Source organism: Crocinitomix catalasitica ATCC 23190 (genome assembly GCF_000621625.1).
Classification (GTDB): Bacteria; Bacteroidota; Bacteroidia; order Flavobacteriales_D; family Crocinitomicaceae; genus Crocinitomix; species Crocinitomix catalasitica.
The window spans coordinates 37,157-57,334 of sequence record NZ_JHXV01000028.1; the positions used below are offsets into that span (position 1 = coordinate 37,157).

Consider the following 20,178-nt stretch of genomic DNA (forward strand, 5'->3'; position numbering starts at 1 on the left):
TACAATTCATTTCAAACGCCTTTAAAAATGGGCGTTTTAAGCGATGAATTGTCTTTTTTTACAGACGATTTACACCTAGTCATGCAATTTCTATACGCTTTAATTGTTAAAAGGTTATCATAAATAAAAAAAGTGATTTTAGCATAGGGGTAAACAGATTTTAAGTTGTCTTACTTATGAAAACAAAAAAATAAGATATGAAAAATTTAAAGTTTAGCGGTTTAATTGTGCTAATAGCATTAGCTGCTGGAAGTTGTAAAAAAGGTGGTTTAGTTTGTTATAAAGGGAACGATACGATAGTCAAAGAAACAAGAAGTGTTAAAGATTTCAATTGCATTAATTTGTCGAGTAATGCAGATATTTATATCACCCAAGCAGAAACTTTTTCGGTTGAAGTAGAGGCTAGTGAAAATCTTTTAGAAATTATAGAAACCGAAGTAAAAAATGAATGTTTAAAAATAGATACGAAAAGAAATAAGTGTATTAAGGGTAAAAACACGCCAGTTGTTTATATTTCCCTTCCTGATTTAACAGGTGTAACTATTTCAGGTAGCGGAAATATATATATTAATGAAACGCTAACTGCAGGAAGAATGGATTTTAAAATAAGCGGTAGCGGTGATGTGTATGCAAAAGATCTGGTATTGGACAATCTAACATTAAAAGTGTCAGGTTCGGGAACATTTGATCTTTCAAGTACTAAAATAGCAAACGATTTAAATATTGAGGTTAGTGGTAGTGGTGATTTTAATGGGTTGGACTTTCCTACAGTGAATGCAGATATTAAAGTTTCTGGTTCGGGTGACTGTAAAGTAAATGTTTCTGAATATTTAAAAGTAGTAATTTCTGGAAGTGGATCTGTTGAATATAAAGGCAATCCAAGTATTGATCAGAAAGTAACAGGTTCAGGTTCAATTCGACAATATTAATCGCCTTTTAGCTAAGGCTTATTCAAAATTTAGATAATATTGTATAAAATCAATAGTTTATCGATTTATAAAGCATGTTAAATTTAGTCGAATTCGAGTCACTTTTCAAGTTGCATTATGCAGAGCTTGTTCGCTTTGGGCAAAAGTATTTAGCGGATTATGACGCCGCCGAAGAAATTGTGCAGAACCTCTTTGTTAAGTTTTGGGAGAATAGAGGTACTCTGAAAATTGAACAATCGCATAGGGCTTATCTATTCTCCGCAACTAGAAACGCATGTTTGAATGAAATTAAACATCAAAAAGTCAAAAAGGAATATGCTGACACTGTAACTTATGCTGATGGGCAACATGATGATGTTGTAACCACAGTTGAGGTAGATGAATTAGATTCTAAAATTAAAAATGCAATTAATCAATTGCCTGAAGGTCGAAAAAAAATATTTTTAATGAGTCGATTTGAAGGATTGAAATATAAAGAAATAGCAACAGAATTAGAGTTGAGTATTAAAACTGTCGAAAATCAAATGGGAAGTGCAATAAAATATCTTCGGAGTGAATTGAAAGACTATGTGTTTTTTGCGATTTTCTTTTTTATAATTTAATACGCTAGAGGATGATAGAAAATGAAAATATAGAGATGAATGAAGAGGTGTTATTAAGCTATTATTTAGGTGAGCTGAAAACAGAAGAACGCCAGCGAACGAAGGAATGGATAAATGAATCTGCAGAAAATAAAGCGCAATATGAATCTATTGTTAAGACGTGGAGCGTATTGGATGTTTCTGGTCGTGAAACGGGAGAAGCAATTGACACGGATGCCGCTTGGAAAAAGGTTTTCGATAAGATTGATACAGAACCTAAAGTATTACCTTTAAATCCTTCCAAAAGTAAACGCAACATTTGGCTTTCGATAGCGGCAGTAGCTGTTTTATTAATCGGTGTGATTGGGGTTTTGAATTTCGAAAAAACATCACCAAATGAAATTTATGTAAATGCAGAGAATGCAGGTTTAGAAAATAAATTAGCAGATAATTCAACTGTGATTCTAAATGCAGATTCTAAAATTAATTATGCGAATGATTATAATGAAAAAGATAGAAAGGTAACTTTAAAAGGTGAGGCATTTTTCAAAGTTGAGAAGAATAAAGAAAAACCATTTATTGTAAGTTTAGATAATGCATTGCAGGTTAAAGTTCTTGGCACATCATTCAATATTAAGTCGAATGAAAGTGATTCAATAATTGATGTTTTTGTTGCGACAGGAAAAGTCGAGTTTGGTTCTGCATCTTCAAATTTAATTCTGTTGCCAGGTGAAAAAGGAAGGTATAATAAACATTCAAAAAGTTTACGAAAAGTGACGGTAAATTCAACCGTTGGTATTGAGACTTTTTGGATGGAAAATGAAATGCGTTTTGAGCATTTTGAATTGTATCAGGTTGTAGATATTTTGAATGAACTTTATCCAGAAACGGTTCGATTAAATTGCGAAGCCAAAAAGGATAAGCTAGTTGTTAGTACCTTGAAAAAGAACGAGCTTTCTTCTTTTTTGGAAGTGATTGCAAGTATTCATGATCTCGATTTAGAGATTCAAAAGAATAAAGGAAAAACAGTTTATATACTAAAATGTGAATAATAAATTAGTTTTATTTTTAATTGGGATTTCCCTCAATCTTATTGCCTATTCAGCTGAAAATTTGTTGGATAGGCAAATTTCTATTCATGCCGAACAGGTTTCTGTCAAATCAATTTTACGGATAATAGAACAAAAAGGGGATGTTCGTTTCTCTTATAATCCGTTGTTGATAGATGAAGATCGTGTGATTAATTTGACGCTCGATAATCAACCGATTAAAATGGGGTTAAAACGTATTTTCTCTCAAGATATTCGATTTAAAGAGGTTGGCGGGCATATTGTTTTGTTGGCGAATGAAGATTCGAAAGCCTTAAAACAAAGAAAAAGAGAGGATGAAATTGTGGTTTTTAAAGGGCGAATTACAGATAAGCGTACCGGTCTTCCTGTTGGTAGTGTAAGTATCTATGATATCGACGCGAGAAATGCAACATTGTCGAACCAAAACGGGTATTATTCGCTTGAAATTAATAAATTGGAGTTGATTAGAAGTCTTTATATTCGTAAAGAAGGTTACGAAGTTGAGGTTATCGTTGTGAGCACAGGAACCCAAAATGTCTCACATAACAATGTCGAATTAAACCCAATCTTAAAACCAGTAGTTAAGATATCACCTCAAGAAATATCAAAATTAAAATCACCTCTTGAAGAGCGAGCGTTGTCTGGTCGAATGATCTCTGAGGAAGCTTATTTGCATGGAATTAATTTGGGAGAAATAGAAGAAACACGAATTGCGCAAGTTTCGCTTGTTCCATCTTTAGGAATAGGATCGAATTTGTCTACCAATAGCTTATTTGTTAATAATTTTTCTTTAAATATTCTTTCCGGATTTTCGAATGGGGTTTATGGCGCTGAGGTTGGAGGCTTATTAAATTTAGTAAGGAATGATGTCTATGGATTTCAGGTTGCAGGTTTGTCAAATATTGTTGGAAGAAATGTTGAAGGTGCTCAATTTGCAGGTGTCTATAATTTAGTTTTAAGGAATGTAAAAGGGGCTCAGGTCTCAGGTGTATATTCTCATATCAGGAAGAATTTAACTGGGGTTCAAATTTCAGGCGTTTTTGGAGTAGTGGATGGTAGTTTTTGGGGTGCGCAAATATCGGGAATTAGTAATTTAACAAAGGATGGATTTGAGGGGGCTCAGATTGCAGGAATAAATAATATGTGCATCGGAAATTCAGAAGGGATACAATTGGCTGGAATTGCAAATTCGTCCTTCGATACACTTATTGGTGCTCAATTATCGGGTATTATTAATTTTTCTTATTGCGGACCGAATGACTTGCAGATAAGCGGAATTGGCAATATCGCAGACGACAATAAAAAATTACAGTTGACAGGAATCTATAATTTTGCTCGAATTAATAATGGAGTACAAATAGGTTTAATTAATCAAAGTTATTCAGGAGATGGTGCTGCTATTGGACTGTTCAATTATGTTAAGGATGGTTATCACAAAACTGAATTATTAACAAACGATGCCACTCAGGCTAAGTTGAAATTCAAAACAGGAACGCAACGCTTGTACAATGTCTATAGTTTCGGTGTGCGTTTTGCCACACAACCAATTTATGCAGTAGGATTTGGTTTTGGAACTTATTTCGAATTGTCAGATCGGTTTACGGTCTCTTGTGATTTAACAAGTGAGCTTGTATTTAAGGAGAATTTAAATACGTTAGAGGTCGGTCAATTGGCTAGTTTATCTCCAACATTAGATTTTAGAATTGCGAATTGGGTCACCATTTTTGCTGGACCAACTTTTAATTTTATGTATTCTAATTTTACCGATGAGGCTGGAAATTATAATGCGAAAATAACCAATAACACACTGCTTTCTGAACAAGACGCGAATGGCGAATTCTTGGTGTGGATTGGTGGTCAAGTTGGCTTTAGATTCTAAAATCTGCGGAGAATAAAAATTCCAAAAAATTAAAATATTGAAATCTTAATAGGGGTAAAATTTCATTCAGTTGTCTTAAAGATATAACTGAAACTACTGAAATGAAAAACTATAAGATTTTAACTTTATTTTTGTTTATAAGTCCTTTACTTTGGGGACAGACACTTACGCAAAATGTCCGGGGAACTTTAGTCGACGCTGATACTAAAATGCCAATTATTGGGGCGCGTATCATCTTGATGGATACGGATCCTTTAGTCGGGACAAAGTCTGATTTTAATGGAGATTTTCTCATTGAATCTATTCCTGTAGGCAGGGTTCATATCAAAATTACAAGTATTGGATACCGCGAGTTGGATTTGGCAAATTTGCTAATAGAGTCGGGTAAGGAGAAGATGCTTAATATGGAGATGGTGCCTGATGTTGAATTACTAAAAGGGGTAGAAGTTAGCGCTACACGAGATAAGTCTGAATCTATCAATAAAATGGCGACTGTAAGTACTAAAACCTTTACTGTAGAAGAGACCAATCGATACGCTGGTACGTTTAATGATCCTGCACGAATGGCATCCTCATTCGCAGGTGTTGTTGGTAATGCTGAGGGTGATAATGATATTGTTGTTCGAGGAAATTCACCGCGCGGAATTTTGTGGAGATTAGAAGGGATTGACATTCCAAATCCCAATCACTTTGCGGGAGAAGGAACAACGGGTGGACCAATTAGTGCTTTAAATGGTGCAATGTTGGCTAATTCTGATTTCTTTTCAGCAGCTTTTCCTGCAGATTACGGGAATGCATTATCTGGTGTTTTTGACGTGAATTATCGGCAAGGTAATGCCAATAAAAGGGAGTACTCATTTTCGTTAGGCGCTTTAGGTATTGATGGTACACTTGAAGGGCCTTTTAAAAAAGGTTACCGCGGTTCGTATTTAATCAATTACCGCTATTCTACCATTGCCTTAATTGATAAGCTTGAATTTGTGGATTTTGGTGGAATTCCTATTTATCAAGATGCATCATTTAAATTTTATTTGCCTACTGAAAAATTCGGTACCTTCTCCGTAATAGGATTGTTAGGTAAAAGTAATATCCTTCAAAAAGACATCGATGAAGTAACAGAGAAGGTATATGGGGAATATGATTTTAGAGCGAGTATTGGAGTAGTAGGTTTAAAGAATACTTATATAATTAATCCAAAATTATATGTTAAGTCATACGTAGCCGCAACATCTAGCTATAGTGGTGTTGAAGTATACGAATTAAACAAAGACAGTGCATTATATCATATAGCATCAGATGGTTTTCGAAATAATACACTAAAAGGGCAAACGGTATTAAATTATAAAGCAAATCAAAAGAATTTATTCCAATTGGGTGGTACTTATACCTTTTTGGATTATGATTTTGCTTTTGATTTGGATGAAGAAAATACAGGTGTTTTGGAAAACCTTTTAAAAGCGAATGGGAATTCAGGTATGTATCAAGCATTTGCGAATTGGAAATATAGAATCAGTAACGATTTTACCTTGGTTTCTGGTGTTCATTATACACAATTAGCGCTGAACAATAACTTTACAGTTGAACCGCGTGTTGGTTTGAATTGGAAATTCCGTCCACGTCATGATTTGAGTGCAGGCTTTGGTTTGCATAGTCGATTAGAGAGTCTTTCAACCTATATGTACAATGAATTGCAAGAAGATGGGTCGTATTATACACCGAATAAGAACCTTGATTTTTCTAAAAGTAGCCACTTTGTGGTTGGGTACGGATTTCAACTAACTGAACATTTAAGAATAAAGGTTGAAGGGTATTATCAATACTTGTACAATATTCCTGTTGTAAATGATTCGTCAAGCCAATTGTCATTAATTAATAGCAATGGAGGAATACCAAGTATTGCTTTAGTCAACGAAGGTAAAGGAAGGAATTATGGATTTGAATTGACCTTAGAAAGATACTTCAATAATAATTTTTATTACCTGGTGACAGGTTCCATTTATAAAGCAGAATATGCTGCTTTGGATGGCGTTTATCACGACTCAAGATATGATGCGAATTTTGCGGGGAATCTTGTTGTCGGAAAAGAATTTATTATCGGCGCTAAGAAAAATCAAACGATTGGTCTGAATACAAAAGTTAGTTTATTGGGAGGGAATAGATATATTCCTATTGATTTGGCAGCTTCGATTGATGCAGGTTATGAGATTGAACAAGAAAATCAACGCTACAGTGCTAAGGGTGAAAATGTATTCATTATGAATCTTGGTTTGACTTACCGAATTGATAAAAAACGTGCGAGCCATTCCTTTAAAATCGATATCCAAAATGTAACCAATCATCAGGCTGTTACATCACAGTTTTACAATGAACGAACACAAAAATTAGACAATTATTATCAATTGTCGCTCTTACCAAATGTTATTTACACAATCAAATTTTAAATTAATGAAAAAGCTATTTTTAAGTCTTATAATCATCCTTTTTGCGAACAGTAATTTTGCACAAGATTCGAGTAAGGTTAGTCCCGTACAATTTACTTTTTTCTATCCACTCGCGAGCAATGGAATTCATTCTCCAAAAATTGCGAATAACTTTTCATTCAATTGTATTTACGGTATAAATGGAGGTGTGCAAGGATTCGAATTGGGCAGTATTGCTAATATAAATACAGGTGATGTTTTAGCAGTTCAAATTGCTGGAATAGCCAATGTGAATAAGAAAAAAACGGACGGAATTATAATCGGTGGAATAGCCAATGTAATGCAGGATAGCATGCAGGGAATTGCAGTTGCTGGAATCTCAAATATTAATGGGGCGTCGGTTTTAGGGTTAAGTGTTGCCGGGATCAATAATACCGTTAATGGAAGCCTATTAGGTGCTCAATTTGCGGGCATTGCAAATACTGCGAATGGAGATGTTGTTGGCGCTCAGGTCGCTGGAATTTCGAATACAAATAATGGATCCTTATTGGGATTGCAATTAAGCGGTGTCTCTAATGTAACAATTGGTGATTTAACAGGAGCACAAATAGGTTTGGTGAATCGTGCGGCGAATGTTAAAGGTTTTCAATTGGGATTAATCAATATTTCAGATTCGTTCGAGCAAGGCGTCCCATTTGGATTGTTCTCTTATGTGAAGGATGGATATCATGCCATTGAGGTTGCAGGTGGAGAAATGATTCAAGCTAATTTGAGTTTTAAACTAGGTGTTGAAAAATTGTATTCAATTTATAAAGTAGGGTATAGCCGTGTGGGGAATCAGGATTATTTCTCTTATGGTCATGGTTTTGGTTCTATTTTACCGATTACCGAAAAAGTAAGTGTCTCAATTGATTTATCGGCGAATCATATCGTGAAGCCAAATGATATTCCTCGATTGAATATACTTGGGAAGGGAGATTTCTCAATCCGTTATCAGATCAATGATTTATTGGATGTATTTATCGGTCCTTCATTGAATGTATTTGTGTCTGAATTTTTAAATGATGGACAGAGTAATATCGAACCTCCATATACTTTTTACGAAGAGAATTGGTGGAATAATGATGGCAAGACAGCGTTATGGGTAGGTGGTAATGTTGGTCTAAATATTCACTTTTAGAATCGAACCAATTCGTCAAGTTGCACAACAGGCTTTAATTGGTATTCGCCAGATCCTTTTAGGATGATTGATTTTTCTACATCAAAATCAAGTAGAATTTCAATTGAATCTGCAGGATTTATGGTTGTATTGATATTAATTTTTAGACCTGTTTTGTCTTGGCTTGACAAATCTAAAACTGAAAGCTCACCATCTACTACAACGTAATTGACATCGCCTAACAATAATCTCATTTGGCTTATTTTACCAACAGGAATAATTCCGCCAGAAGTAATTGCTGCAGTTACCCCATTTTGCAAATCCAATAGATTATACATGCCAACATTTGTTTCTAAATCCATCCACCCACTTTCAACTTCATCACTTTCACTATAATGAACAGAAACTTGAAGTAGTTCAACATTAACAGAGTCAAAATCGATTGGTTGATCGCGCATATTTACCTTTAAATAGGCAGTTTTACTTTCTTTCTTACAGCTATAAAATATTGTAGCTGTACCTGCTGCGAAAATCAATAGGAATAGTATACGTTGCATAATGAATTTGTTTTAAAAAAGAATAGCCTGATCTTCTTTCAAAGATAGGCTATTCTTAATGCTTGACCAATGAATTGGTCTAATTTTATCGATTGTATATACTATAATGCTGTAACTGGGATGTTTACTTTTGCTTTTTCCCAAACAAGTGTAAATCCATTTTCATTTACTGAATAATCTAATGACTCAACTACATCATTTGTCCATTCTGGCGTAACTTCAGATCTTGTAACGTCTTTATCTTCTTTGTAGTTGTAAGTGCCCCAAATACCATGTGTCTTTTTATTCCACTCTTCGTTTAGTACTATTGTCCAAGGTTTATCTTCTTCTGGAATCATGAAGAAACCATATGTTCCTGGTTGAATTGTATCACCATTTATTAATGCTGTTTTATCAATTGTGATAGCAGTTGTTTCATTTGCTCCAGCTCTCCAAATTTTATTGAAAGGTACTAAGTCACCCCAAATTGTTCTGCTTTTTACATATGGCGAACAATAATCAATCGTAATATTTACGCCATCAATAGTTCCTGTAGCTTGTTGGTTAGGTGATTTACGAGGAGCCTCTTCTTTGGTTTTCGTAGTTTCAGTTGCAGTTTCTTCAGTAGCATCTGTAGTGACTTCTTCAGTCTTTTCTGGTGCATTGCATGCTACTAAAAATAGAGATGCTGCAAATACAGTAAATAAATGTTTCATAATTTTGAGAATTTTCTTTCCCAAAGATAATATTTTTTAAACTTTTACACAATCAAAAATAGCATTGTATTGAAAGGTTTACAAATGATACAGTGATTTATAGATAGACATCTGTTTACCTAATTTTTTAAGGAAGATTTTAACCTGTTTACTTCGTGACGATTACCCCGTCTTTACCGCCTTTTTGTTTGATCTGAACCAATATTTCGTGTAAATTTTCACTGGCCAAACCATGTAGTACTAATCTGTATGACGCGCCATAAGTAGAACTAGGAACCAAAGGGTGCTTATTGTTTAACAAACCTAAATGAGCTGGACTGCCTAAAATTTTAGCCGAATAAATGCCAATTGTTTCGTCTAATTGCAATGAATTACTTGCGCGATAAAAATCGTTTTTTGTTAAGAATAATTGATAAAATGGCGTAAAAACTTCAATTGCAGACCGTAAATCGAGGATATTTGTCCATTTTCGAGGAAAATCAATCATATTGAATTTGTCTTCCGTAATCATACTCAAATCCAATTCGTCTTTCTCTAAAATTTGAATGTTTTTCTCAGTCATTTCTCTATTCAAATTGATAATGAAATTGTATAAATTCAAATCATGATTGAGGAAAAGATCATCTTTAACGTCTTCAAAATCGTATGGTTTTAAAGGTGTTGGTCTTGTTTCAATGCCATCAATATTTTTAGAAATGAACTCCACAATCTCACTGCCACAATGAAAATGACGGAAGATTAATAAATTCGCTTCAGGACTTACCCATCTTCTCAATCCCCAAGACAACATGCGGTGCAGAATTTTAGATGAGTTGACCAGGTTGGGTAAAAAGTATTTGAAAATATGAAAAAAGAACATGGTAATCTTAGACCATACCAATATCATGGGCATTAAATATTTTCGCGAACGCGAATCATTGTCCAATACCAATGCCTTTTTGGATCCTGCATTCATTGGAATACTGGAATCAAGATACATTGCTAACCATGGGTTTGGATCTCTCAAGTCGTGATTTACCGGATCAAATACATCATTTCTATTATGCTTCATCTTAATATATTTTTTTAACGATTCCCAATCCTTTTAAGATTCTTAAAAATTGATAGGTAAGGTCGAATTGTTTTGCTTGTCCATGCTTTGCTTTTTTTGGATTCAAATGATGGTTCGCATGCCAACCATCCCCAAATGATAAAAGTCCTAAAATACGGTTATTCCTTGCACCCGATTTTCCTTTTTTTTCACCGAATAAATGTCCAAACGAATCAACGCTATCGCCTAAATTATAAATAATCACCAAACATATCCATAAAGCAATCAGTCCTGGAATCTGAAACCAATAGTAGGTTATAAAAAGGAGGGAACCTAAATAGATTAAAAGTAAAGAGGTATAGATTATCGGTCGACTGATAGCATGAAGAAAAGGATCTGCATCAATGTCTTTCGCTAAATGTACATACTGCTGATTGGTTCGCGGTCGCCAAAAAGAATCGAAAAACATACGAAAAGGTCCGCCTAAAGCATATAATAGACAAATAAATGGATTGGTTTGACCAATGTACCAACCACAATGTGCATACCAGAATCCACTAATAATTGGGGAGTGCGGATCGTCAATTGTATCCGCAGCATTGTGATGAGCACGATGATTGCCGACCCATTGAACAGGTGTGCCAAGCGGCAGACCAATCAGGGTTAAAAGGTATAAAAACCATTTCGGAACTTGGGCTGATTGATGGCACAATAAACGATGATAGCCCATAGAAGCACCCATTCCACCTAGAATGTAGAGCAGGAAACAAAATATGGCCAATTTAAACTCCATTAATAATCTCCCAGTGATAATAATTGCATCGCATATAAACGAGCCGTTACTTTGGCGGTTTTAACAATTCGTTTAGCAATTTCCATATTCATTTCAGGATGATTTAATGCATCTTCTAATCCTTTAAAATGATCGACATCGGCAACCCCATGATATAAGAAAAAATCCACTTGATTATTGTCTAGTTTTAATTGTTTTTGAATCAATTCTCCCCAATAACCAGCCATTCTATTGCCTAGACCTTCTATGATAAACATGGCGCCTAATAAATCTACAGGATTTGGTTTGCTTGCTTGATTAAACATCCATGCAGACAAAGCTTCTGATCCTATATTTTTAGTTCCAGAACGTAACTTTTCAAGGTCACCTCCCATATTGGCATAATTCTTCTCTAAAATCTGATAATCCTTATGTTCTGTTCCGGCATGTTTCAGGAATGCCGAACGCAATTCAAAAATTTCTATTGCAATATTCGATCCTGCTCGAGCAATCCACTGCGAACCATCAATCACTTGCTGACGAAGGTCTTCGAGCAGTAGCAAATAATCTGCCTTGGTTAAATCACCGTCATAAATTTTACGGACAATTGGCACTTGGTTCAATTGATTTTCGAAATCTATCCAAACTCTTGTCAATTGTCGAACTAAGAATTCTGAATAATCTGTTTTATCAATATTAATTTCAGGTGATGCAGGTTCGCGGATTTCAAATTTCTCTTTTATACCTTCATTTTCACCAACGACTGTTAATGACATAAATGAGGTTGAAAATCGACCGCTTTCAGGAACCATACAAAGTATTTGGTCACCCGCTTTCAATTTGCCGCTGTACAAAATCTCTTGCAGCATAATGTAAATTGATGCCGCACCAGTATTTCCTTTTGTGGTTAAATTGGAGAACCATTTTTCTTCCTCAATTTCCAATCCACCTTTGGTTAATAATTCCTTGATTTGCCCTTTAAAGAATTCGGACGAATAATGACAAACGAGCCAATCTATATTTTTAGGATTAATCTTTCCTTGATCTATTAATTCAAAGAATCGATCTACGCCCAATTTGACCATTTCATCCAATAATCTAACATCTTGTTTTAAATTGATTGCGCCTTCGGCCGCGGCCGTTTCAAAATCAGGATAATCCAACCACGAACGTTCGTCGTCGGGATTCTTGCCAGCATACATACAAAGTTCATGATTACCACTGTACGAATTCACCGAAATCCATTCAATTTTTAGCGAGAGTCCTTTCAAATTTGGCGCATCAGAAATCGTCATGGCACCAGCGCCATCTGATAACATAAAACGCAAGAATTCGGTATCAAAACTTAATTGTTCTTGGTTTTGCTTTTCGAATCGTGAAGCTTTAAATAATCTTGAAGGGAATTCACTTGCGCAAGAAATAGCGAGATTTTTCTCCCCACTTTTTACTTGTAAATAAGCACCTTTTAAGGCTTGCATTCCACTTATACAAACACCATTATAACTCGCCACTTCAATAGGTTGACATTTTAATTCGGCATGCACCATATTCGCGAATCCTGGAACGGGTAGATCGCCTTGCGTTGATGCCGCTGAAAGAAAATCAATATCACTTGTTGTTTTACCTATTTTAGCTAAGCTGTCTGCAATAGCACTGCTTGCCATCGCTGCATTGGAAAGTAATGAATTTTGGTTTTTATCAATCGCATAATACCTCGATTGAATGCCGTTATTTTTAAGGATTCGATTTTTAAGTCTTGAATCCTTGCCATGAATTCGACCTAAATAATCTTCAATTTCATGATTAGAAATAGGATTTCCAGGTAGAAAAGCGCCAATTGAGTTAATGTATATATCTTTTTTCATCATTTTTCTATCGTTGAGCTATTTATTCCGTTAGAATAAATCTGCGAAAATGGAGGATCGTAAATATATCGTAATAAATAAAAATACCAACCTATTTAGTGACTCCCAAAAGGAAGCGGCTAAGTAGATTGGTATAAATATAAAGTCTCCTGCATTCAAGTTGTTTCACTCAAAGATAAGGAGATAATCTAGTTTTAATTTACTGTATAACGCATGGTTTGATTTTCATTTGCGAATTCAGCAATTATGAAGCGTGAATTTATGGTTTAGCGAATCTGTCCATTGCCAAAAACATAATATTTATTGGTGACCAATTGTTTTAATCCTAATGGTCCACGATGGTGTAATTTATCAGTGCTAATTGCAAGTTCTGCGCCAACTCCCATTTGTCCGCCATCTGTAAAACGGGTTGATGCATTTTGATAAACTGCTGCACTGTCTACTTGCTCCATGAATTCCATGGCTGTTTCCGCGTTTTCAGTCATAATGCAGGCAGAGTGTCCGCCAGAATATTGGTTGATTTTTTCGATGGCTGTCTCTTTGTTCGGAACAGATCCAATGACCACTTTAAGGGCGAGGAATTCTTTATGCCAAATAGACTCATCTTTTATTTGCTCAGTTTCTAGAAGGGAAGCAATTTTTTGATCACCAAGAATTTGAACCTCTGCTTTTGTAAGGATATTTTTCAATTCAACAACCTTCTTGTCAAAATCAGCTAGTTTTTCGTCAATTAAAACTTTGTCAAGTGCATTACAAGCGGATATTTTTTGCGTTTTAGCATTCAAAATTACCTTTTTGGTTTTTTCCCAATCGGCCTCATCATTTACGTAAACAAAGTTATTCCCTCGTCCGCTAATTAAAACAGCGCATTTTGCATGTTCTTTAACAAACGCGATTAATTTTTCGCCACCTCTTGGCACAATCAAGTCGAGTTGCTGGGTGGGATTCTTCAGAAAAGCTTGCGTCTCTTCTCTGTTTAATTCTAACATTTCAATCCAATCTGTCGGTTCGAGTTGATTCGATTTTAAGGCTTCGTGCCAACAAGAAACTAATTTTTTATTGCTAAAAACAGCTTCCTTTCCACCTTTAAGAAGAATTTTATTGTTGGCTTTAAAGGCTAACATTGCGGCTTCAATCGTCACATCTGGACGCGATTCGTAAATGATCATAATCGTTCCAAATGGTGCTGTTTTATTGATGATTTTTAATCCGTTTTCTAAGTTCTCAGTGGAGATCACTTGGCTTACTGGATCAGGTTGACCTAATACTTCTCTAATCGATTGAATCATGCTGTCAACTTTAGCATCATCAACAATCAGTCGATCGTACATCGCTCGATCTGTTGGATCGAAATTATTTAAGTCTTTTTTGTTCTCTTTTATAATTGAATTTCGCTCTCTGTCTATGATTTGCATCATACTTTCAAGCACTTTGTTTTTTATATCTTTTGTCAATAATTTCATAATTCTTTTTAGTTTTTATCCTACAATTTTAGTCCCTATCTCTTTCCCTGCTACAATGTCGAGGATCACATTTGGCCTTTTACCATTGGCGATAAATGTTTCTATATTCATGGCTGCTGCTCCTTTTGCAATTTTTAATTTAGAGCCCATTCCTCCTCTTCCGGATGTTTCACCTTTATCCTTTTCTTCAATGTATTTTTCAACATTTTCATTGACTGATATTTCTGGAATTAATTCAGAGTCCTCGCTGTCAGGATGGCCAGTATAAAAGCCGTCAATATCCGTTAATATAATCAGCATATCAGCATCAATTAATTCAGCAATTAAACTAGCTAACTCGTCATTGTCAGAAAACATTGATCGGGTCACTGAAACAGCATCATCTTCATTGGCAATTGGAATGACACCTTCACTTAAAAGTCCCTCGTAGCAATTAATCATATTCTCTCTGTGCTCACCAGGATTAAAGTCTCTTTTTGTTGCCAAAACTTGGGCGCAACGCATACCATAATCGTGGAATAAGCTGTAATAATAGCGCATCATACGTGGTTGCCCGATACTCGAATAGACTTGTCTTCGAATAGACTTGTCTTTGATTTTACTTTTGCCTAAAATTTCTTTTCCTGCATTTGCAGAACCGGATGAAACAAGTACAGCAATTATATCCTGTTCGTACAGCGCTGCAATCTGATCGACAAGGTTTTTTAATATGGGTTGAACAATTCTTTTGTCTTTATTTATCATTACGTTCGTTCCAACTTTAATGACGACTCTTTTTTTGTGCATATTTGGTTTATTTGGCTTGTTTTTTTGCATAATCAACAGTCCTATTGAATGCTTTAAATGCAGCCACTTTTATTAGTTTTTCAATATTTTTCTCGTCCATCGAATCAATTGTATTCATTGTGGTTGATTCTTTTGATGGTAACTTCTTTAACCCTATTTTAGGTGTTAATTTGGACTGGCTAAATAACTCGACTGCATGCGCATAAGTTTTGTTCGCTAGTAATTTTGATTCATTCGTTGAGAATCCCATTTCTTTTCCTGTTTGCATCATCGACTGCATGAAATAAAACACATAGGCCGGGGTACTTCTATCAATAAGCTTTGCGATAATATCTTGATCGTACATTGATGTAACCTGATGAACAATTTTATCTATGTTTTGATTCGTCATATTGATGCTTTTTAAGATGAATTGATGGGAATGAATGCGTTTAAACGTTTCCTTCTCGCAATTGTCAGGCGTGCTCTTTCCCCAATTCAACTGCACGATCAAAAGCTGCAAAAGCTGCCTGTTTTATTAAATCTTCGACATTGTTTTTATCCATCGAATCAAGCGCTGCTCTGGTGGTACCTCCTTTTGAAGCGACTTTGTCCATCCAAGTTGACGGTGTTAAATCTGATTGATTAAACAACTCAATCGCTCCTTCGAATGTGGTGCTGACCAATAATTTTCCATCATTTGTTGAAAAGCCCATCTTCTTCGCCGCTTCCATCATTGATTGCATAAAGTAAAACACATAAGCTGGTCCACTTCCCGAAATACCAGTCGACTTATCAATGAAGCTTTCATCTATCACATGAATTGAAACTCCTGTTGTGTCAAGTAAATTTCGAACCATCAACATCTCTACCCGTGATACCGCTTTTGATTCGGTAAAAGATGTTACCCCTTTGCCTACTTTCGCTGGTAGATTTGGCATCGTTCGTATGATTTTATGAATGCCAAGCAATTCTTGCATATACGGAATTGTCACTCCCGCCATCAACGAAACAATCAGTTGGTCTTGGTTGACTTGTGGTTTCATTTCTTTCATTAATTCCTCACAGTGATATGGTTTTACCGCAAGAAAAATGATGTCGGCAGTTGGTAAACAATCTGCTAAATTCTCATAGACATCGAATAATGGGTTTTCTTTTAAACTGAGAATTGTTGCTTCACTTTTGTCATGAATCATTAATTTTTTTTTGTTCAATAATGGAGATTGCGACATTCCTTCTGAATAGGTTAATCCCATATTACCTCCACCAATTACTAATACCTTCATAGTTCTTCTTATTTGAACTTGTATCCTGCAAACAATGTGCATTTATTCACATTTGAAATATGATTTTAACAAAAGCTAAGCGCGTAAAGCTCTAATAAACTGTTATCTAGGAGTTAGGGATGGATTGATGATGGTATAAGAAATTTATATCTAATATCTAACTTATAGATGTTAGATGGAATGAGTCAAAGTTGGGTAAAAGCGCAACAATTGTGTATATAATTTACACACTTGTTCTTCGCGTTATTTAGGATTGCGTTTAAAAATTTTTTCAAGTTGGTGACTTATAAAACCAAAGTTGAAATTGAATTTCGTATGATGTGTATTGTGTTGCGTGCTAATGAGATTTTTTTGATTGATAAAGGCGATATTGGAATGACCAAGTGTATTAAAGAATAAGGAATAAATAGGCAATAAAATCAAGGCATAAATCTCGAAGGGGAAAAATAACATCGGAATGATCATAACAGAACCCATTAAAAATGATTCGACCGGATGAAAACTAAAAGTTGAAAAAGGGGTGACAACAACAGATTTATGGTGAATTCGGTGAAAAGGCAACAATAATTTTGTGTGCATAAGGCGATGGACTGCAAAAAAATGAACCTCATTCCAAATCGCAAAAATGAATAAGTCGACTAGAATTAACCAATTATTATCGAATGAAATTTCTAGTAGATTTTGGCGGTAAAGCCAAATTGTAAGAACGCCGTAGCATGCAAAAATTACAATCGATACAAAACTGTAAGTGATTTCCGTTCTAATTTGATGTTTGAATAGGGGAAGGGTACTCACTGGTTTTGTCCATCCTTTTTGATGTCCTAATTTTCCAAAAAAATAGAAGCTTGATGCCATTGATAAATACAATAAGCTAAATGCAAGTATCAACTTAACCAATACAAGGCTAAACGGATCTGAATAGAGTATATTGGTATATAAATCGATCAGCATTAAAATCTTTTTAATCAAATATACATTCTTTCTTCTTGTATTGTTTATTCATTTTAAGAACGCGGTTGATGAATCTGCGAATTACACAAAAAATAAAAGTTAATGAAAAGTTAAATACTATTGAGCTATTCAACTATATTTAAATTTGTAAAATTGAATTGATATTATGATCACTGATTATAAATTGAACTTAATAAAACTGCCATTAACAATTCTTGTAATGGTTGTGTTATTATTGGGTACAACTGTCAATCAGGCGTATGGTCTTGTTGATAATACCAATCATTCTTCTCAAAAAACTGAGCTTAAAACCCCTTCTCACGCTAATCAAGGTCCGTTTTTACAAGTGGAATTGTTAGAAATTGAAGAAAAAGACGATTCAGAAGTTACATCGATTGATTTTGGATTAGGATTCATATCTTTTCAATTCAATCACACATCTGTAGAGTACATTGCTTCTATACTATCGAATCAAACTGGTAGATCAGCGAAAGTGCCGACTTATTTGAAACTCTGTTCGCTCAGAATCCATCTATAAACTATTTGTTATTTCACTATTCGTTAGTGAAAATTATTGATCGGTTTAGTTCCGATCAGCCAGAAAGATTTTCTTAAAAACAAATAGAGCTTCACCAAATAAAGGAGTGAAGCAGGTTAATTCAACCAAAATTTAAAAGTTCAATTATGTATATATTAATGACGTTGGCATTTATAGCGGGGTATGCTGCAATTGCTTTAGAGCATCCATTAAAAATTGATAAAGCGGCTTCAGCTTTACTAACTGCTGTTGTTGTCTGGGTGTTATTGGTCGTAGGGCAAGATGCTTTATTGGGTAATATTGAAAATAGTGCGCATTATATTGATGAGAGTTTAATGCATCATTTAGGTGAAATTGCAGGTATTTTATTCTTTTTAATGGGTGCGATGACTATTGTCGAAATCATCGATACACATGGTGGCTTTACACTGATAACGAATAAGATTACAACCTTAAATAAAGGGCGTTTATTGATCATTTTATCCTTAATTACATTTGTGATGAGTGCCGCTTTAGACAACTTAACTACATCCATAATAATGGCTACCTTATTGCGAAAATTAATCAGTGATAAAAAAGAATTGTGGTTATTTGCAGGTATGGCAATTATTGCTGCCAATGCTGGTGGTGCATGGTCGCCAATTGGTGATGTAACAACGATTATGTTGTGGATTGGAGGACAAGTAACTGCTGCAAATATTGTTGTTGAAATTATTCTTCCAAGTTTAGTTTGTTTGCTCGTACCTTTGTTATTTGTTGCTTCTCGATTAAAAGGGAATTTACAACCTGTTCAGGTCAATTCATCAAATAATAAATTTGAGATTCCATTGAGAGAAAGTAAAATTGCTTTATATGTTGGTGTGGCCGCATTAATGTTTGTTCCTGTTTTTAAAACGCTTACTCATTTGCCACCATTTATGGGTGTATTATTGGGTTTAAGTGTTTTGTGGATTGTAACTGAGATAATGCACAAAAGAAAAGAGTCAGAAACGAAAAAAGCCTTTTCAATTGTAAAGATTTTACAGAAATTAGATACAGCTAGTATTTTATTCTTCCTAGGAATTTTATTGGCGGTTGCAGCATTACAAACTGCTGGTCATATGACAGATTTAGCGACCTTGTTGGAAGATAAAATTGGCAATATTTGGATCATTAACTTAATGATAGGGTTGCTTTCTGCAATTGTAGATAATGTTCCACTTGTAGCAGGAGCTATTGGTATGTACGATTTAAGTGTTTACCCAACCGATCATATTTTCTGGGAGTTATTGGCGTATTGTGCGGGAACAGGAGGATCAGTCTTGATTATTGGTTCGGCTGCAGGTGTTGCAATAATGGGTATCTTAAAAATTGATTTTGTCTGGTATCTTAAAAACATTTCACTCTTAGCATTGATTGGATACCTATCTGGAGCATTGACTTTTTGGTTACTGAATATGTTGTAATTGATAGTTGTTTTTAATGCGTGTGTTATGGTTTTTGTGATTTGGATATTCGAATTTATGATTTGGGTTTTTAGACAAGTATAATTTCACTTTAATTGATGTATTGGAATTTATCTGAATCCTCCTGTTTATATAATAAAATGCGTACTTTTGGTAGAGAAAAAAATCTATTTGTTTGAAGAAAATACGGGCATATCAGCAAGAGGCCGTCACCATATTTTTGGGTGTCTTCTTATTATTATGCATTGGTATAGGATTGTTTTATCAGTTTGAAAAACAGTTGATTCAACAAGAAGTGGTTAAAAATATAGAAACGGGTTTTGTTCCTGATGATTTATTGACCTTTCACGTTTCAAAAGCAGAAATTGATACAAAATTTAGATGGATCCATTCTCGAGAATTCGAATATAACGATGCTATGTACGATATTGTCGAACGACATGAGACGGCAGATTCGGTTGAATTAATTTGCTTTTTGGATGATAAAGAGACCAAGTTATTGCGTCGAATGGAAAAGATGAAACGCTATGTTTTGGGTTTAGATACAGATGATGAAGGTCCTGAGAATAGGCCAAGACTCAATGTTAAATTACCTTTCTTATTCCTTAATCAATTAGACGAGTTGTCTTTTAATCTCAATGTTTTCCACGATCGATTGGAAGCATTCAAAAAAATATCGTTGTATCAATCAATTTATTTCCCTCCGCTATCGCCTCCTCCCAATAATAGTTAAACCAAATTTCACGCTAATAAAAGCGAAAATTAATTGAGTT

At 34.8% G+C, this 20,178-nt stretch carries 19 protein-coding genes; 9 read left to right on the top strand and 10 right to left on the bottom strand.

All coding sequences use genetic code 11. The annotated features are described in order from the left end of the window. The first annotated feature begins 197 nt into the window (after positions 1 to 197). The 6 genes from T367_RS24125 to T367_RS0115145 all read left to right on the top strand — a co-directional run bounded on the left by T367_RS24125 (position 198) and on the right by T367_RS0115145 (position 8,059). Positions 198 to 929: a head GIN domain-containing protein gene (locus T367_RS24125; RefSeq protein WP_051568590.1), complete on the top strand. Its 732-nt coding sequence runs from the start codon at positions 198 to 200 to the stop codon at positions 927 to 929. Positions 930 to 1,003: 74 nt separating this feature from the next. Then, complete coding sequence (locus tag T367_RS22640) at positions 1,004 to 1,531, top strand: RNA polymerase sigma-70 factor (RefSeq protein WP_035845115.1); 528 nt, start codon at positions 1,004 to 1,006, stop codon at positions 1,529 to 1,531. Between the two features lie 11 nt (positions 1,532 to 1,542). Further along, positions 1,543 to 2,562 carry a FecR family protein gene (locus tag T367_RS24130; RefSeq protein ID WP_051568591.1) on the top strand — a complete coding sequence of 340 codons (1,020 nt, stop codon included), beginning with the start codon at positions 1,543 to 1,545 and terminating at the stop codon, positions 2,560 to 2,562. Beyond that, positions 2,555 to 4,459 carry a peptidase associated/transthyretin-like domain-containing protein gene (locus tag T367_RS0115135; RefSeq protein ID WP_027420603.1) on the top strand — a complete coding sequence of 635 codons (1,905 nt, stop codon included), beginning with the start codon at positions 2,555 to 2,557 and terminating at the stop codon, positions 4,457 to 4,459. The genes T367_RS24130 and T367_RS0115135 overlap by 8 nt, the downstream gene beginning before the upstream one ends. A 101-nt stretch (positions 4,460 to 4,560) precedes the next feature. Beyond that, positions 4,561 to 6,900, top strand: a complete 2,340-nt coding sequence (locus T367_RS0115140) for a TonB-dependent receptor (RefSeq protein WP_027420604.1) — start codon at positions 4,561 to 4,563, stop codon at positions 6,898 to 6,900. Positions 6,901 to 6,904: 4 nt separating this feature from the next. Beyond that, entirely contained in the window at positions 6,905 to 8,059 is a 1,155-nt protein-coding gene (locus T367_RS0115145; protein WP_157454262.1) for an LA_2272 family surface repeat-containing protein, read from the top strand. On the opposite strand, the gene T367_RS22650 is transcribed toward T367_RS0115145, so the two are convergent. The 10 genes from T367_RS22650 to T367_RS22665 form a co-directional block, all read right to left on the bottom strand. After that, complete coding sequence (locus T367_RS22650; RefSeq protein ID WP_051568592.1) at positions 8,056 to 8,595, bottom strand: DUF4382 domain-containing protein; 540 nt, start codon at positions 8,593 to 8,595, stop codon at positions 8,056 to 8,058. The genes T367_RS0115145 and T367_RS22650 overlap by 4 nt on opposite strands. Before the next feature lie 101 nt (positions 8,596 to 8,696). Beyond that, positions 8,697 to 9,290 carry a DUF2911 domain-containing protein gene (locus tag T367_RS22655; RefSeq protein ID WP_051568593.1) on the bottom strand — a complete coding sequence of 198 codons (594 nt, stop codon included), beginning with the start codon at positions 9,288 to 9,290 and terminating at the stop codon, positions 8,697 to 8,699. Positions 9,291 to 9,438: 148 nt separating this feature from the next. After that, positions 9,439 to 10,341, bottom strand: coding sequence for a DUF6999 family protein (locus tag T367_RS0115160; RefSeq protein WP_027420606.1), 903 nt, complete (start codon positions 10,339 to 10,341; stop codon positions 9,439 to 9,441). A gap of 1 nt (position 10,342) precedes the next feature. Continuing rightward, positions 10,343 to 11,113 carry a fatty acid desaturase gene (locus T367_RS22660; RefSeq protein ID WP_035845185.1) on the bottom strand — a complete coding sequence of 257 codons (771 nt, stop codon included), beginning with the start codon at positions 11,111 to 11,113 and terminating at the stop codon, positions 10,343 to 10,345. Then, positions 11,113 to 12,957 (bottom strand): StlD/DarB family beta-ketosynthase, encoded by a 1,845-nt coding sequence (locus T367_RS0115170; protein WP_027420607.1) that lies wholly within the window; start codon positions 12,955 to 12,957, stop codon positions 11,113 to 11,115. Before T367_RS0115170 ends, T367_RS22660 begins: the two co-directional genes overlap by 1 nt. A 266-nt stretch (positions 12,958 to 13,223) precedes the next feature. After that, positions 13,224 to 14,420, bottom strand: a complete 1,197-nt coding sequence (locus T367_RS0115175) for a glutamate-5-semialdehyde dehydrogenase (RefSeq protein WP_027420608.1) — start codon at positions 14,418 to 14,420, stop codon at positions 13,224 to 13,226. 15 nt (positions 14,421 to 14,435) lie between these two features. Next, positions 14,436 to 15,206: a glutamate 5-kinase gene (gene proB, locus T367_RS0115180; RefSeq protein ID WP_027420609.1), complete on the bottom strand. Its 771-nt coding sequence runs from the start codon at positions 15,204 to 15,206 to the stop codon at positions 14,436 to 14,438. 7 nt (positions 15,207 to 15,213) lie between these two features. After that, positions 15,214 to 15,597, bottom strand: coding sequence for a pyrroline-5-carboxylate reductase dimerization domain-containing protein (locus tag T367_RS0115185; protein ID WP_027420610.1), 384 nt, complete (start codon positions 15,595 to 15,597; stop codon positions 15,214 to 15,216). Positions 15,598 to 15,661: 64 nt separating this feature from the next. Continuing rightward, positions 15,662 to 16,471 (bottom strand): pyrroline-5-carboxylate reductase, encoded by an 810-nt coding sequence (gene proC / locus T367_RS0115190; RefSeq protein ID WP_027420611.1) that lies wholly within the window; start codon positions 16,469 to 16,471, stop codon positions 15,662 to 15,664. Positions 16,472 to 16,714: 243 nt separating this feature from the next. After that, entirely contained in the window at positions 16,715 to 17,422 is a 708-nt protein-coding gene (locus T367_RS22665) for a sterol desaturase family protein (RefSeq protein WP_084274447.1), read from the bottom strand. A gap of 166 nt (positions 17,423 to 17,588) precedes the next feature. Here T367_RS22665 and T367_RS0115200 point away from each other — a divergent pair, with 166 nt between their 5' ends. The 3 genes from T367_RS0115200 to T367_RS0115210 all read left to right on the top strand — a co-directional run bounded on the left by T367_RS0115200 (position 17,589) and on the right by T367_RS0115210 (position 20,138). After that, positions 17,589 to 17,960 carry a hypothetical protein gene (locus tag T367_RS0115200; protein WP_027420612.1) on the top strand — a complete coding sequence of 124 codons (372 nt, stop codon included), beginning with the start codon at positions 17,589 to 17,591 and terminating at the stop codon, positions 17,958 to 17,960. Positions 17,961 to 18,106: 146 nt separating this feature from the next. Beyond that, entirely contained in the window at positions 18,107 to 19,405 is a 1,299-nt protein-coding gene (gene nhaD / locus T367_RS0115205; protein ID WP_027420613.1) for a sodium:proton antiporter NhaD, read from the top strand. A gap of 175 nt (positions 19,406 to 19,580) precedes the next feature. Continuing rightward, positions 19,581 to 20,138, top strand: coding sequence for a hypothetical protein (locus T367_RS0115210; protein ID WP_027420614.1), 558 nt, complete (start codon positions 19,581 to 19,583; stop codon positions 20,136 to 20,138). Positions 20,139 to 20,178 lie beyond the last annotated feature (40 nt).